The organism is Streptomyces sp. NPDC005485, from assembly GCF_040606085.1.
Classification (GTDB): domain Bacteria; phylum Actinomycetota; class Actinomycetes; order Streptomycetales; family Streptomycetaceae; genus Streptomyces.
Window position 1 is genome coordinate 57,773 of the sequence record NZ_JBEXDZ010000006.1, and the last position, 15,816, is coordinate 73,588.

At 68.3% G+C, this 15,816-nt stretch carries 10 protein-coding genes, 1 tRNA gene and 1 pseudogene; 4 read left to right on the forward strand and 8 right to left on the reverse strand.

The window, feature by feature from the left end; all coding sequences use genetic code 11:
* The first annotated feature begins 78 nt into the window (after positions 1–78).
* From ABZS97_RS04125 to ABZS97_RS04140, 4 genes and pseudogenes are all read left to right on the forward strand, one after another.
* Complete coding sequence (locus tag ABZS97_RS04125; RefSeq protein ID WP_356133296.1) at positions 79–810, forward strand: TetR/AcrR family transcriptional regulator C-terminal domain-containing protein; 732 nt, start codon at positions 79–81, stop codon at positions 808–810.
* 108 nt (positions 811–918) lie between these two features.
* A tRNA-Arg gene (locus ABZS97_RS04130) sits at positions 919–991 on the forward strand.
* Positions 992–1,104: 113 nt separating this feature from the next.
* Positions 1,105–1,449, forward strand: coding sequence for a hypothetical protein (locus tag ABZS97_RS04135; protein WP_356133298.1), 345 nt, complete (start codon positions 1,105–1,107; stop codon positions 1,447–1,449).
* Between the two features lie 434 nt (positions 1,450–1,883).
* Positions 1,884–2,477, forward strand: a pseudogene (locus tag ABZS97_RS04140) (hypothetical protein); the annotation flags it as partial.
* A 323-nt stretch (positions 2,478–2,800) separates the two neighbouring features.
* Here the strand turns inward: ABZS97_RS04140 and ABZS97_RS04145 are convergent.
* From ABZS97_RS04145 to ABZS97_RS04180, 8 genes are all read right to left on the reverse strand, one after another.
* Complete coding sequence (locus ABZS97_RS04145) at positions 2,801–5,725, reverse strand: discoidin domain-containing protein (RefSeq protein WP_356133300.1); 2,925 nt, start codon at positions 5,723–5,725, stop codon at positions 2,801–2,803.
* Positions 5,726–5,752: 27 nt separating this feature from the next.
* On the reverse strand, positions 5,753–7,213 hold the full coding sequence (locus tag ABZS97_RS04150) for a glycoside hydrolase family 32 protein (protein WP_356133302.1): 1,461 nt from the start codon (positions 7,211–7,213) through the stop codon (positions 5,753–5,755).
* 68 nt (positions 7,214–7,281) lie between these two features.
* Positions 7,282–9,609 (reverse strand): glycoside hydrolase family 3 N-terminal domain-containing protein, encoded by a 2,328-nt coding sequence (locus ABZS97_RS04155; RefSeq protein ID WP_356133304.1) that lies wholly within the window; start codon positions 9,607–9,609, stop codon positions 7,282–7,284.
* A gap of 146 nt (positions 9,610–9,755) precedes the next feature.
* Positions 9,756–10,649 (reverse strand): carbohydrate ABC transporter permease, encoded by an 894-nt coding sequence (locus tag ABZS97_RS04160; protein ID WP_356014229.1) that lies wholly within the window; start codon positions 10,647–10,649, stop codon positions 9,756–9,758.
* 6 nt (positions 10,650–10,655) lie between these two features.
* On the reverse strand, positions 10,656–11,633 hold the full coding sequence (locus ABZS97_RS04165) for a sugar ABC transporter permease (RefSeq protein ID WP_356133306.1): 978 nt from the start codon (positions 11,631–11,633) through the stop codon (positions 10,656–10,658).
* 40 nt (positions 11,634–11,673) lie between these two features.
* Positions 11,674–12,972, reverse strand: coding sequence for an extracellular solute-binding protein (locus ABZS97_RS04170; RefSeq protein WP_356133308.1), 1,299 nt, complete (start codon positions 12,970–12,972; stop codon positions 11,674–11,676).
* Between the two features lie 480 nt (positions 12,973–13,452).
* The gene (locus ABZS97_RS04175) at positions 13,453–14,460 is read right to left on the reverse strand and encodes a LacI family DNA-binding transcriptional regulator (protein WP_356133310.1); all 1,008 of its coding nucleotides are present in this window, start codon (positions 14,458–14,460) and stop codon (positions 13,453–13,455) included.
* 188 nt (positions 14,461–14,648) lie between these two features.
* Positions 14,649–15,692: a LacI family DNA-binding transcriptional regulator gene (locus ABZS97_RS04180; protein WP_356133312.1), complete on the reverse strand. Its 1,044-nt coding sequence runs from the start codon at positions 15,690–15,692 to the stop codon at positions 14,649–14,651.
* Positions 15,693–15,816: the final 124 nt, after the last annotated feature.

Here is a 15,816-nt window from a genome sequence, read left to right on the forward strand (position 1 = left end):
AGCGGAACAGTGTGCGCAACCCTCCATCGATGTACGCTGGATGCGAACGCTGTACGCACGAGGGGAGCAGGCAACATCATGGCCGCCACCAAGAACTCGACCCCGAACCCGATCCCGTCGGTGTGGACCCGGCAGCAACGCGAACCCGACCAGCCGGCGCTGAGCCGGTCCGCGATCGTCCGCGAGGCGATCGTCATGCTGGACGCGGACGGCATCGAGGCGCTCAGCATGCGCAAGCTCGGCGCCCGCCTGAACGCCGGCGCGACCTCCCTCTACCGGCACGTCGCCACCAAGGACGAGCTGATGGAGCTCGCCGTGGACGAGGTCTTCGCCGAGATCACCGTGCCGCCCGCCGACAGCGCCGACTGGCGCGCCGCCGCCACCGAGGCGGCCCAGTCCTTCCGCGCGACGGCCCTGCGCCACCGCTGGCTTTCCTCGGTCCTGGGCCAGGCGGGCCTCGCCTATCTGGGCCCCAACCTCATGTCGTACTCCGAGCGCCTGGCCGCCCTGTTCACGGCCGCGGGCTTCCCCGAGCCGGGCCGAGCCATCGACACGGTCCTCACCTACGTCATCGGCATGAGCACCACGGAGGCCGCCTGGCTCACCACGGTCGCCCGCTCCGGCGAGACGGAGGCCGCCTTCATCGCCCGCCTGATGCCCGCCGCCCAACAGGCCGCCGCCGGCCACGACCACCTGTCCGACGCCTACTCCACGGCCGCGCCCCGCGACCCGGCCACCCTCCGCGACACGAAGTTCACCTACGGCCTGGACGTAGTCCTCGACGGCCTACAACTCCGCCTCCCCCACTGACCTTCCCCGCCTCCCCCTCCCCCTCCCCTGACCTGCAAAAACCAGAACCTTGCCAGCCACAACCCCACATCGGCTACGCTAGTCGCCGGGTCTCACCGAGATCCACACGCCTTCGTAGCTCAGGGGATAGAGCACCGCTCTCCTAAAGCGGGTGTCGCAGGTTCGAATCCTGCCGGGGGCACAGAGAAACACCTGGTCAGAGGCCCTTCCGTCCATCGGACGGGAGGGCCTTCGTACTCGCAGCACGCATATGGCACACATGCGGCTGCGGGCGGAGGTGGGGAGCTGTGCGAGATGCCCGCTAAGGACGAGCTGGCCCGGCGCCGGTACGAGAAGCTGGTCGAGCGGATTGAGTCGCTGATGCGGGCCGCGCTGAAGGCGGAGCACGAGGGGTACTACGGTCAGCTGATCCTTGGCGCTGACGATCTTGCGGAGATGGGCGAGCTCAAGGACGTCCGGCGTGCCGCCAGGGAGGCAGGACGGCGTCTCGGCTGGAAGACGACCACCCGTCTCGTTGGTGACAGGCTCTTCGTCCTCGACGAGCGGAAGGCTCCCGAGGAGATCGAGCGGCTGGCTGGAGATACAGCCGCTGCCGCGATCGATCGGGCCCGGCAGGAAATCCACCGACCGCGCAGCTGACCTGATCCGAGGCAGACGCAAGGCGCCGCCCCACCGCATCAGGGCGGTGGGGCGGCGCCCTCGGGTTACAGCTCCGACACGGATCAGGCACACATCACGCGGCATCGTCCTCCAGGGCGGCCACTGCCTCGGCGGCCTCACGGGCCTTCCGCTCCGCCTTCCCCAGCTTGGCCTTCGCCTTGGCGAGTTGCTTGGAGCGGCGCTTGTGCATCGCAAACCCGCAGGCCAGCGGCGGGAAATCGGGGACCGGCCCCCAAGGGGCTGCCGTTGCACCAGGGGACCGTCATGGGGACCATGAGCACGGTCCCCGCCGGTCGCTGGGGACCGACACACCCGTGGCGGGAACCGCCCACCAGGAGGGGACCGGTCCCGTCGACGCACGGGGACCGGATCACGAGGTCGGTCCCCGGCCTCCTCGGGGACCGGCAGACCCCGTGAAACGGGGTTCCGGTGAGGGTGCGGAACTGCTGGATGAGCTGCGGGCGGCGATCGGCAAGTACGTCGTGCTGCCCAGTGACGAGGCGCTGACCGCGGTCACCCTGTGGGTGGCGGCCACGCACATCCAGAGCGTTCTGCAGCACGCGCCGCGCCTGGCGGTCGTCGGCCCGACGAAGGGCTGCGGCAAGTCCCGGGTGCTGGACGTGCTCCACGAGACCGTCCACCAGCCGATCATGACGGTGAACATGTCCACGGCGGTGCTCTTCCGCGTCATCGGCAAGAACCCGCGCACGATCCTGGTGGACGAGGCCGACACCATCTTCAGCAAGGCCGGCGAGAACGAGGAGCTGCGCGGCCGACTGAACGCCGGACACCAGCGCAACCGGCCCGCCTGGCGGATCTCCGGTCCGGAGCACAAGCCGACCCCGTATCCGACCTTCGCCATGGCCGCGCTGGCCTCGATCGGCGACCTGCCCGACACGATCACGGACCGGGCGGTCGTGCTCCGCATGCAAAAGCGCAAGCCCGGTGAGAAGGTGACCCCGTTCCGCTCGCGCCACGCCACACCGGAACTGAACGCGCTGCGGGACCCAGCCCTCACCGGCCTCGCCGGTCCTCACCGTGATGATCCGTGCCAGCCGCTGACCGGTCCCCACACGTGGTCTGCCGTGGGATCCAGGTGCTCGGCCGAACGCGATGTGACATGAATGGCCGGTGCCCTTCGTGCACGTCAACTGCGCCGACCTCTACTGCGAGGAATCCGGCGAGCAATTAACTTCACCCCTTGCGGGCTCTTGCTGAAAGTGCCTCCGACCAATGCAGGAACAAGGAGGTCAGGGGTACCTGTTCCTGCGGTCGGAGGCACTCTCTCGACCTCGGGGGGTGAATAGCCACCCCGCATGAAAGCCCGAGGTCAGCTGTAGACGGTCAATTCTGCGATTGACCACCAGTTACTCGCGACGTCGCCTGTGTTGACGACCTTGATGTAGCGATCTGTCTGAGTCGGGAAGGAAATCAGCTCGACTCGCTGGCCGTCCGCTATGGAGGAAACCTTGGTCCAGTCGGTGCCATTCGAGGAGACGTACACGTCCGCGCTTCGTGCATAGTCGCCAATATTGCTGCCGGAATCCAGCAGAATCTTGCCGAACGTCTGCGTCTGCCCCATGTCCACCTGGATCCACAGGCCGTCGTACTGGCCTCTTCCGGAGCTGTACCGGGTGCCGGAATCGCCGTCCAGCATGTTTGCGGGACCGTCGTTGTACGGGCTTGTGTCGGAGGTCGTGGCGGTCCAGCCCGTGCGCGACAGCGCGGGGCCCAGGTCTATGACGTCGAAGGCAGCTTCACCCGCTTCCGCTCCGCCGGCTCCATTCACCGAGACCTTGTACGCGCCCACCGCAAGACCGCTCGGCACGTACGCGCTGATGCTCGTGTCCGACCAGCTGTCGATTTCGGCGAAGAGTTTGCCGAAACGCACCGTACCCAGCCCCTGGGCGTCACCGAAGTGAGAACCGCTGATCGTGAACTTGGCGCGCGGTATGCCTTGCTTCGGCTTCAGGCTGCTGAAGACCGGTGCGGGGAAGCTGGACAGCTTCTGCGTGGTGAACATCGCCGAGGTCCCGCTCGCCAGGGTGTAGGTGTACGAGCCGTCGGCGGCCACCGGGAAGCTGTGGCTGCTCGTGGTGCCGTTGAACACCGTGGTGACCTGTGCCCCTTCCGCGCTGGTCCAGGTCTTCAGCTGGAGCCCCTTGGGGACCGCTGTCGGGGCTGCGATGGAACCGGTGCCGCTCGAGGATCCGTATACGTTGATTTCGGCGATGCTCCACCAGAAGCCGGATGCCGCGACGCAGACGATGCGGATGTACCGTGCCGTCTGCTCCGGCAACGTGACGGCTATCTTCCCTATGTTCCCGTTGCCGTTCGCGACCGCGCTGCCCCATTCGGCCCCGTCGTCCGAGACATACACCTGGTATTTGGTGACGTAGTCGAAGGAGTTGCTTTCTCCGGTGGCGAAGACGATCTTGTTGAAGCTCGTCGGGCTTCCCAGATCGATCTGGAACCAGGCGCCGCTGGTCGTCCCCTGGCCGAGATTCCACCGGCTGTTGATGTCGCCGTCGATCGCGTTCGAGGCCGCACCCCAGTCCGGGCTCGACGAGGCCGTGGCGGTCCACTTGCCACGGCTCAACGAGGATCCGGGCGTCCGGATCGACGCTCCCATCGGAAGGGAGTACGTGAGCAGCCTGTTCCCGGTGCGGACGGCGTTCTGGTACTGCAGGAGTTCCGGGTCGTACGTGACCGTCATCGGCCCCAATGACGACTTGAACGTGAAGTCATGGGTCGGGTCGAAGACATTGGTCGCCGCGGGGGTCCCGCCGCTGCGCCGGCCCGTGTAGGTGAACGTGACAGCGTCGCCGGCGTTCAGGGTGTAGTCGAAGGACTGCGTCCCGTCCGCCACGCTGAAGTTCTTCGCGGCGCTACCCGAGTTGTACGCGATCACGACCTTCGAGCCGTCCGGGTTCAGGAACGCGACGCTCTCGATGCTTCCTTCCCCGAAGGTGTTCGAGTAGATGCGATGCGCTCCGGGCTTCACGAACCGGCTGGCGTGAGCGAGTGCGTGGTAGTCCACGTTGTAGGACACCTGCCCGCTGTCCGGATCGACCGTGACCAGTCCCCGGCACATGGGGATGCCGTTGGTGTCGCTGTTGAGGGGCCCCAACTCGGGGTCGAGCGCGGTGTTCCAGAGCATCACACCGTTCGCCCAGTTGCGCATGCCCTTGATGATCCACGTGCCGAGTGCGTCATTGAACGCCGTCTCGTCGTCGCCCTGCCAGACGCCTCCACTGGCCTCCGTGATGTAGGTTTCCTTGCCCGGAAAGTCGTTGTGGACCACAGTCTGGTAGGTCGGGTTGCCGCTGTAGATGTGCCATCCGGTGCCAGCCGTGTACTGGGAAGCGGCGGGGTCGCTGAAGATCGTCTCGGGGTACGAGGGCACATCCCAGTTGTGGTCCCAGGCGAGGATCTTCGTGGAGATGCGGTTGGCCGCGAACGCCTGGCCGATCTCCTGGATCAACGCGGATTCCTGGTAGGCGGACAGGAACATGCCGGGCCAACTGGGCGTGCCCATGGGCTCGTTCTGCGGCGTGATGTAGGAGATCGGCACACCGGCCTTGTCGTAAGCCTTGATGAACTTCACGAAGTAGTCGGCCAGCGTGGAAGCGTTCTCGCTCTTGAGGGTGCCGCCGATCATGGAGTCCGAGGTCTTCATCCAGCCTGGCGGGCTCCATGGGTTGGCCAGGATCTTGGCGGACGGGTTCTGTGCGAGAGCCTGCCGCAAGACCGGAATGATGTACTTCTCGTCGTGCTGGACCGAGAAGTTGGACAGCGTCGGGTCCGTCTGTCCCGCCGGCATGTCGTCGTAGGAGTAGTTGCCGGACGCGTTGAAGTCCGTGGCGCCCATCGGCGTACGGATCAGGCTGAGGCCGATGCCCTTCGCGGGGTCGTACAGCTTCTGCATCAGCTTCGCTCGGTCAGCGGTGGACAGCTTGTTGATGAGCCACGCGGAGGAGTCGGTCATGGCCGCCCCGAAGCCCTGGATCTTCTGGTACTGGACGCTGTCGTCGACCTTGATGGTGAGCGGGTTGGTGGTGCTCTTCGCGCGGAACAGCACATCGCTCTGGCCGGCGACCCATTTCTTGGCCGATATGTCGGTAAGCCAGACCTGCACGGACGAGTTGCGCGACGAGGTGGCTGCGGAAGCGTTGCCGGAAACCTGGGTCCAGGCGGCGGCGACGCCGATGGCGGTGGTGAGGAACTGACGTCGTCCAAAACCGTGCGAGCTCATTGAGGATCCTCCTTCAGACCTGTTGGTTCAGTACTGCTCTGCGGCGCCGGCGGTCGGCGTCTTGATCACCAGCGGGTGCAGCTCCCACGCATCGACCGCGTAGCGAAGGCGCGTGCCCGGTGCGGTGCGGGCCTGAAGTCGCCACGCGCCCTGCCCTGTCGGGTAGAACCGCAGCGTGAGGACCTGGCCGGTGGAGGTCAGGAAGACCTCGGCGATGGAGTGGTCGACGACCACGCGCAGGTCGACCGGCTGTCCGGTGGGGCAGGGCATCCGGTAGGCGCCGCCGTGAGCCCGCGTGTCCAAGGAGGCGTGGTAGCGGTCGACGACCAGTTCACCCGCGTCCGGATCGAGGCGGATGTCGAGGTACTCGGATCCGTCCGGGGTGGTGAGCAGGCGCAGGCCGGCGGTCCCGGTCGACTGCAGACGGGCCGTCAGGTCGAAGGCCCGTCCCACGCTGCCCAGTTCCACCGGCTCCGGGCCATGGATCGCACCCTCGGCCTGCACAGTGCGCTCACCGCGCAGCGCGAGCAGCTCGGTGGCGGGCCGCTGACGCAGCGTGCCGTCGCCGCCGACATGGATCTCGCGGGGCACGGTGAGGACGCCGGCCCATCCGCCGGCGGCGGCCCAGGCTTGGTCGCGGGCTTCCCAAGACCAGCCCCACAGCAGCCATCTGCCACCAGGTGCACGCAGCAGGGCAGGTGCGTAGCAGTCCGGGCCGTGGTCCGCCCACACCGGTGCGCCTGCCTTGAAGTGGCCATCGTGCTCTTCGCCGATCAGGGCGGCGACGCGCATCGGACCAGTGGGTTCGGTCCAGGTACTGAAGATGAGCGCGGCCTGTCCGCCGGCTGCCGGGAGGTACTGGGGGCACTCCCAGCCATCGCCGGTGAGCTCTTCGGTGCCGCCGATGGGCTCCGGGTGACGGGCCACGAAGGGGCCTCGGTAGATCCAGGTCTCCAGATCGGGCGACTCGTACAGGAGGGCGGCGGCGCGGCCGTCCGCGAAGGCGGCGCCGACCAGCATCCGCCAGCCGTCACCGTCCCGCCACACGTACGGGTCGCGGTACATGGTGCAGCCCTCGGGCAGCTCGGGGATGAGCAGTTCGCCCCGCGGGCTGAAGGTCGTGCCGCCGTCGTGGGAGACAGCGCAAGTGACCGGCTGGTGCTGGGGCGAGCGCTCCACGAGGTGCGCGGAGTAGAAGGCGACGAGCCGGTCGCCGTCGGAGACGGCGTTGCCGGAGAAGCAGCCGTCGCCGTCCACACCACCGGGAGTCGGGGACAGGGCGATCGGCAGCGGCTCCCAGCTCAACAGGTCGGGACTGCGGAAGTGGCCCCAGTGCATGTTCGCGTGTGTCGCGCCGTACGGGTTGTACTGGTAGGAGACGTGGTACTGGCCGTCGTGGAAGACCAGCCCGTTGGGATCGTTGACCCAGTTGCGGGGCGGGCGCAGATGCGCGACGGGGTAGTGCGGATCGAGGGGTGGAGTGGACACACGCGTGCCTTTCGGTATGTCAGGCCGGGCCCGACCGGCCGCCCGGAGAGGCAGCCGGACGCCGGCCCTCAGGCCCGGATGCGGAATCCCGCGCTGAGCTGGTGCTCCCGCCGTGAGCTGGGGCCGACACGGAGCATGAACTCGCCTGGTTCGACCACGCGACGGTTGTCGGCCGTGACGAGTGAGCAGTGCGCGGCAGGGATACTGAGGCCGACATCTAGGGTTTCGCCGGCAGGGATCTCGGCCTGGGTGAAAGCCTTCAGCTCCTGCTCGGCCCAGGTGACGCTGGTGGTCAGGTCACTGACGTACGCCTGGACCGTCTCCAGAGCGGGCCGGTTGCCGCTGTTGGTGAGTCGTACCGTGGCGTGGACGGTGCCGTCCGCGGACACGTCAGGGTCGTGTACGACGAGGTCGGAGTAGGTGACGGTGGTGTAGCTCAGGCCCTCGCCGAACGCGAACAGGGGGTCCTGGGTGAGATCGGCGTAGCGGTTCCCGTGCTGGCCCCGCACCTGGTTGTAGAAGACCGGTTGCTGTCCGACGTGGCGGGCGAAGGAGACCGGGAGCCGGCCGCTGGGTTCGATCAGCCCGAGGAGGAGTTCGGCAATGGCGCGACCGCCGCGCATACCCGGGTTGAACGCCTCGATGAGCGCTGCCGCGTTGAGGGCCGAGTCCGGGAGGCTGCTGGGCTTGGACTGGGCGAGTACGACGATCATGGGTGTGCCGGTGGCGGCTACCGCCTCCAACAGGGCGAGCTGGCCTCCTTGGAGCTCGAGGGTGGCAGTGGAACGCACCTCGCCTGCGAGCGCGATGGTGTCCCCCACGACGACGACGGCGTAGTCGGCGGCCTGGGCAGCGGCGGTGGCCTCCCGAAGCTGTGCCTGGTCGACCGGGGCCGGGGTGAAGACGGGCGGCTGCGGCTGGCCGTCGGGCCCGAGCGACCACTGGGTGGGGTCGAAGGCGAGGCTTTCGATATCGGCCCCGCGGGCATGTGTGATGGTCCAGTCGGACGGCGCGACGGCGCGAAGGCCGTCCAGCACCGTCTCCACCGTTTCCCGTGGATGGCCTTCGGGCATCCACGGGACCTGTCCGGTGGCGCCCGCCCAGTCGCCGAGCATCGCCTGCGGGCTGTCGGCGTTAGGGCCGATGACCGCTATCGTCCGCGGCGTGCCCCGGCCCTCAGCGCGACCGGTCCCGTCCGAAGTGAGCCGGTCTTCGAGGGGCAGGATCCCGTCGTTGCGCAGCAGCACCAGGGAACGACGGGCGGTCTCCAGGTTGAGGTCGGCGTGTTCGCGGCAGCCGATCACCTGTGCCTGCCGGTCGGGATCGGGTATGCGGGGGTCCTCGAAGAGCCCGAGTTCGAACTTCAGCCGCAGCACCCGTCGTACCGCGTCGTCGACCTGTTTCTCCTCGACCAGGCCGCGGGCGACCGCCTCCTGCGCGCCCTCGAAGAACGCCGGCGTGGCCATGATGAGATCGTTGCCGGCGTTGACGGCGACCGCCGCCGCCTCGACGTGGTCGGCGCAAGTCCGCTGGTCGTAGACCATCCGGCCGACGTTGTCCCAGTCGGTCACCAGCGTGCCGGTGAAGCCCCACTCGCCCTTGAGCACGTCGTTGAGCAGCCACTGGTGCGCGGTGATGGGCACGCCGTCGATGGACTGGTAGCCGAGCATGAAGGTGCGGCAGCCGGCCCGGGCCGCTTGCTCGAAGGGGGGCAGGAACCACGAGCGCAGCTTGCGTGGGCTGAGATCGGCCTCGCTCGCATCCCGCCCGCCCAGGGTCTCGGAATAGCCCGCGAAGTGCTTGGCGCACGCCAGCACGGCCGTCGGGTCGCTCAGGCCCTCCCCCTGGTAGCCGCGCACCATCGCCGCGCCCAACTCGCCGATCAGGAGCGGGTCTTCGCCGAACGTCTCGTTGATCCGGCCCCAGCGCAGGTCCCGGGTGATGCACAGCACCGGCGAGAACGTCCAGTGGATGCCGGTGGACGCGATCTCGGTCGCGGCCACGCGGGCGACCTGCTGAAGCAGAGCCGGATCCCAGCTGCAGGCCATGCCCAGCTGGGTCGGGAAGATGGTCGCGCCCGGCCAGAACGAGTGGCCGTGGATACCGTCGTCGCCGGTCAGCAGGGGAATGCCGAGCCGAGACCGCCCGGCCAGCTCCATGGCCTCCGGCATCAGCGCGGGCGTCACATGCAGGACCGAACCGGCCAGCTTGGCCGACACGATGTCCTCCAGGTCCCCGTGCTGCGCGTCGAGCGTCAACAGCTGCCCGACCTTCTCCGGCAGGGTCATCCGTGACAGCAGGTCCTCGATCCTCGCCTCCACGGAAGCTTCCGGATCCAGGTACACCGCGGTGCGGACGGGCTGTCCCACTATGGACTCCAAGTCATCAGTCGTCATGGGCAAGGGAGTTGATGGGCGACGGCAGATGGTCGCCGCGGTCGACGGCGCCGCGTCGCATGGACGCTGCCGCACGCCGGCTTGCGGGCGCGCCGTCCGCCCGCCGCCCGGGCAGGTGCCGGTACGGGCGGGGCGAACCCCAGGTGTCACTTCAGGCCGGTGGTGGCGATGCCCGCCACGAACTGGCGCTGGAAGAGGAGGAAGACGATCATCACGGGCAGCAGGACGATCACGGCGCCCGCGAGCAGGATCCCGAAGTGGGTGAAGGACTGTCCGCTGCTGGCCAGGGCGAGGCCGACGGGGAGGGTGTACTGGCTCTCGTTCTGGGCCACGACCAGCGGCCACAGGAAGTTGTTCCAGGAGCCGAGGAAGGTGATGATCCCCAGGGTGGCGAGGGCCGGCTTGGTCAGTGGCAGGACGATTCTCCAGAAGATGGCCAGCTCGCGGCAGCCGTCGACGCGGGCGGCGTCGATCAGCTCGTCGGGCAGGGTGGAGATGAACTGCCGCATCAGGAACACGCCGAACGGGCCGGCCAGGAACGGCAGGACGAGCCCGAGCATGGAGCCCGTCAGCTTCATGTTGGCCACCAGTACGTACAGCGGTACGAAGGTGACCAGGCCGGGGACCATGAGCGTCCCCATGACCAGCAGGAAGACGGCGCGCTGTCCGCGGAACTCCAGTTTGGCCAGGGCGTAGCCGAGCATCGAGCAGAAGAGGAGGTTTCCCGCGGTGACGGCGAGGGCCACCATCACGGAGTTGGCGAACATGCTCGTGAAGTCGAGCTTGCTGAACAGCTGGCTGTAGTTGCCGGTGGTGGGCGCGGTGGGGATCAGGACGGGCGGCACTCTGCGGATGTCGGCCTCGGGCTTGAAAGAGCCGGAGAGCATCCAAAGGAACGGCGCGATCGTCAGCAGCAGGGCGCCGGCGAGCGGTACGTACATCCAGGGGTGGCCCCAGGTCTGCCGGATGTGCCGGCGCCTCAGGGCGCCGTCCGCGCCCGGGTCGCCCGGATGTGCCGTGCGAGTGGTGAGGGTGCTCATGGGGCGTCAGTCCTTGTCTCGCAGCAGACGGAACTGCAGTACGGTCAGCGCGACGATGAGGACGAAGATGACGTAGCCGGCGGCCGACGCCATGTCGTAGTTGCCGTTGCCGAACTGGTTGTAGGCGTACAACGTGGCCGACAGGGTCGAGTCCAGCGGTCCGCCCTGGGTCATCACGAACGGCTCGTCGAAGAACTGCAGGTAGCCGATGCCGGTGGTGACGGCGGTGAGCAGCAGGGCGGGTCGCAGGAGAGGGAAGGTGACCCGCCAGAACCGCTGCCAGGCTCCGGCGCCGTCGAGTTCGGCCGCTTCCATCAGGGACTGGGGTACGGACTGCAGCCCTGCCAGCATGATGATCATTACGGTGCCGAGGTTGCGCCACACCGCCATCAGGATCATGACGGGCAGGGCGAACCGGGTATCGGTCAGCCAGGACGGACCGTCGATCCCGAACCAGCCCAGGACGGTGTTCACCAGTCCCGAGCGCGGGTCAAGGAGCGTCTTCCAGACCACGGCCACGGCCACGATGCTGGTGATCACCGGCAGGTAGAAACCGACCCGGAACACGGCCCGGAAGCGGCGGATGCCACGGTCGAGGGCGACGGCCGCGGCCAGCCCGGCGGCCAGCGTCAGCGGCAGGCCGACCAGGACGAAGACGGCCGTGTTGCGCAGCGCGTGGCGGAACTGCTCGTCCTGGAAGAGCCGCACGTAGTTGTCGAACCCGACGAACGACACGTTCAACGGGGTGCGCAGGTCGGCGCTCTGGGTGTCGGTCAGGCCCATCAGCAGCGACCACGCCACCGGCAGCAGCATGAAGGCCGCGAACAGCGCGAGGAACGGGGCGCCGAGAATCCAGGCGGCCCGGGCCTGTCTGCCGCGCGCCGTGCCCCGGAGCACGGAGCGCCGGCGACCGGCACTCCGCTCCGGCCGTGCGGTGTTCTGCTCTTGGGTGTCGCCCCGGCTGGGGAGCGTTTTCGTGGACATGGATGTCATCCGTCCCTACGAGGGCTGCTCACGTCGGCGCTCAGCGGCCGGTGCCGATGCTGGTCGCCTTGGACTGCAGCGCCTGCTGCACCTGGGCGACGGTGGCCTTGCCGAGGGTCAGCTTCTCCAGTTCGGAGTCGATGGCGTCGGCGATCTGCTGCCAGGTCGTGATGGCGGGCGGCGCCTTGCTGACCTCGAGCTGCTCGGCGAACGCCTTCATGTTCTCGTCCTGGGTCAGCTTCCCCTCCGACCATGCCTGGGGAGACGGGGGCAGGCTGCCGGTGGCCTTGGCATAGGTCGCGAGGTTGGCGGGCTGCGTGAGGAACCGGGCGAACTTCCATGCCGCGTCCGCGTTCTTGGCGTCCTTGAACACCGCCACGTCGGTGCCGCCGGCGAACCCCGCGGGCTTCTTGCTGTAGGGCACCGGCATGGTCTTCCACTTGCCGTCGAGGTCCGGGGAGTCCTTGTGGAGGCTCCCGCCGGCCCACGCGCCCTCCTGGTACGTGGCAGTCAGCCCGTCCCGGAAGTCCTGCAGGTTGTCCGCCTTGTTGGTCGGCGCCAGGCCCTGCTTCGGGATGCTCGCGTAGTACTCCAGCGCCTCGGCGACCGCCGGCGAGTCGAAGGTGAACTTCTTGGTGCTCGGGTCGTAGATGTCACCGCCCTGCTGCCAGACCATCGGCAGCATGAAGAGCCAGGAGTTGAAGCCCATCACCAGTCCGGTGGCGTGGCGCAGCTTGGGGTTCTGCTTGCCGGCGGTTGCCTGGATGGCCTTGAGATCCTTCAGGTATCCGTCCCGGTCGCCGGCCAGGGCGCCCTTGATGCCGGCCTTGGTGGTGATGTCGGTCCGGTAGTAGACGGCCGTGGTGTCGGCGATGAACGGCACACCGTAGGCGGTGTCCTTGTACTTGGTGGTGTCCCACTGGCCGGGGTAGAAGTCCGACGACTTGATCGAGGTCGGGGTGGCCTGGAAGCCGTTCAGGGCGGCCATTTCGGCCATCCAGGTCGTGCCGATCATGGACATGTCCGGGGTGTTGCCGCCGGCGATCGCGGTCGTCAGCTTGTCGTGGGCGCCGTCCCAGGGCACCGCCGTGATCTGGACCTTGACGTCGGGGTTCTGCTGCTCGAACTTCTTGGCCAGGCTCTCGAGGTTCTTGTCGGTGTCGCCCATGGACCACATGACGACCTTGCCGGTGGCCTTGCCGCTGCTGAGCTTCGCGGGTGCGTCCTTGCCGGCGCCGGAGTCGGCGCTCCGGCCGCAGCCGGTGGCCACCAGGGCTGCCGTGACGGTGACGCACAGGACCTGGACGGTTCTGACGGTGTGACGAGTAGGCGTACGCATGGTTCGGCTCCTTGCCGTTGAGCGATACGGGCGCAGGGGGGCGGCGAAGGGTGGGAGCGGGCGGAACCCGGACGGGTCGGTCCGCGAGGTGGAGGCCGTCGGTGGTGACGGCGGCATCGGGTCAGCCGCAGGTCGCGGCTGGAGCGTCCGACACGGAGTGGGTGGCGGCCGGGCGGGGGGTGTGCCCGGGGTGCCGTTGGTTGCCGGACCGGGAAGGCGCCGGCGGAAACGGGCCTCGGCGGTGACGCGTGAACGCGGTCCCGCGTGAATGGTGGTGAAGCCGGCCGGTGAACAGGCCGGTCGCGGCCGCAGCGTGGAGCGGCTTCAGGTGGAGCTGGACGACCTACCGCCCTGCCCGAGGACAGGTTCGGTCACTTCCGTGGCTTGCTGGAGTCCGTCCCCGCCTGCGGGGCGGCCAGGATGGCGGAGACGGACGGTTCGGAGAGACACTGCCATCGCGCGCATCGCGATGACCTGGCGTCAGTTCGAGCTCGGCTTTAACGTCGAGCCGCGGATCACGAGGCTGGTGGGGATGATGCAGGAGGGGGCGGCCTTGGGCGATCCGCGCACGTGGTCCAGCAGCAGACGCGCCGCCGCCTGACCCATCTCCCGCATCGGCTGACGGATGGTGGTCAGTGCCGGATAGGTGTACGACGCCATCTCGACGTCGTCGAAGCCCACCACGGCGACATCCTGCGGAACCCACAGACCGGCCTCGTGCAGGGCGGCGAGCACGCCGGCCGCCGAGGGGTCGTTGTGCGCGAAGACCGAATCGAACTCCACGCCCTCCGCGAGAGCGCGCGCGACCTCGCTCCGGCAGCGGTCGAAGTCGAAGTCACCGCAGACGATGCTGCGTTGGCCGATCTCGACCCCGGCTTCCGCATAGACATCCACGAAGCCGCCCAGCCGTTCCCCAGTGCAGCCGAACGCCTCGGGACCGGTGATCACCAGGGGACGACGGCGCCCGATGTCCAGCAGGTGCCGTGCCGCCTGCGCACCCCCCTCCCGGTTGGTGGTGGCCACGTAGGGGAAGCCCGGCCGCTGGAAGCGATCGTCTATCAGCACGACCGGGAGCCCCGCTTCGTGCAGTTCCGTGATGTACCCCATGGCGCCCTCGGGCTCTATCACCAGCAGACCGTCGAACGACTTGGCGGCGACCTGCAGGCCCAGCCTGCGCAGTGACTCCTCACCGCGGTTCCAGGTCAGCATGCGCAGCCCGAAGCCCTCGGCCTCCAGCGTTTCGATGACCGCCTGCACGATCCCGGCCCAGGCCCAGGCCATGTCCGGGACGAGCATGCCGATCATCTGGGTCGTGCCGCGTGCGAGCCCGACTGCCCCGGCGCTCGGCACATAACCCAGCTCCGATATCGCCTCGCGGACCTTCAGGACGGTGTTCTCGTTGATCTCGCCTTTGCCGTTCAGCACTCGCGAGACCGTCGTCTTGCTGACGCCGGCCCGTGAGGCCACGTCGGCGATGGTGACTCCCATGCCACCTCCTCTCACTCCACGCAGAGGCGGAAGACGTGCTCCCGCACCGAAGGGCCGATCGTACAGACATTCATGGAACCGCTAACGGAACCGGTACCGGAACCGGTTTCGGTACCGGTTCCGGCAGTGAAGCACCGGGAGGCCCAACCCGTCAACACACCGGAAACAACTCGTTCACAGGGAAGTCGTCAGCCGTCCTCGGGAGCAGGGAGCTCACCGGAGCCGCGGGCGAGGTAGCGGGTGGGCAGCACCCGGTGACGGGCGGGACCGCCCTCGCCCTCAAGTCGCTCGAACAGCAGGCTCGCGGCCTCCCGGCCGATCGCGGCATGGTCCTGGGCGATCACCGAGATGCCGGGTTCGAGCAGGTCGGCGAGGGACAGGTCGTCGAAGCCGATGAGCGCCACTCGGTGCTGCAGCCGGAGCTCCTGCAGGGTCATGCGGGCCCCGACGGTCAGGAGGTTCTGGCCGGAGACGACTGCGGTGGGCCCGTGGGCGAGGGCCAGGAGTTCGCGGGTGGCCTCCCGGGCGGCTTCCGCGCCATGCAGGCCACGCCTCACCAGAGAGGGGTGCAGGACACATCCAACCTCGGCCAACCCCTCCACGAACCCGGCGTAACGTTCTTCGGCGGTCCAGATCGAGCGGAGATCGCCGAGGAAGGCGACGCGCCGGTGACCTGCCTCGTGCAGCCTTTTCACCGCTGTCCGCACGCCCGCCCGGTTGTCCACCGTCACGGTGTCCACCTGCGGCGCCGTGCTGGGGCGGTCCATGCAGACGACGGGTGTGCCGGTGCGGCGGGCCGCGGCGAGGTCGGTGTCGTTCTGCCCGGTGGGCACCACGATGAGGCCGTCGACCCGGCGGGCGGTGAAGGTCTTCAGCAGGCCGCGTTCCCTGGCCGGGTCCTCGTCGGTGGACCCGGCCAGGAGCAGCAGGCCGTGCGCGGCGGCGGCGTCCTCCACCGCGCGGTGCAGCGCGGCGGAGAAGGGGTTGGCCGCGTCCTCCAAGACCAGGCCGAGGGTGTGGGTGCGGCGGTCGGCCCGGCGAAGGCTGCTGGCCGTCAGATCTTGGCGGTAGCCCAGCAGCTCGGCGGCGCGCGTCACCCGTTCCGCCAGGTCAGGGGTGACGGTCTTGCCGTTGACGACCCGCGAGACGGTGGCGATACCGACCCCGGCCATGGTCGCGACGTCGCGGATGGTTGCCGGTCGCCGACCTGTGTCGTTGTGCTGGCTGGGCAACGTTTTCTCCCGGGGTCGATGGCATCGTGCAGCCGTCTCGATCCTCGCATTCGGGAGTTTTTCTGCACAGGGTCTGGACTTCGGCGACAGGGTGCCCGTACTTTCGGCGAAACGTTTCCAGCCG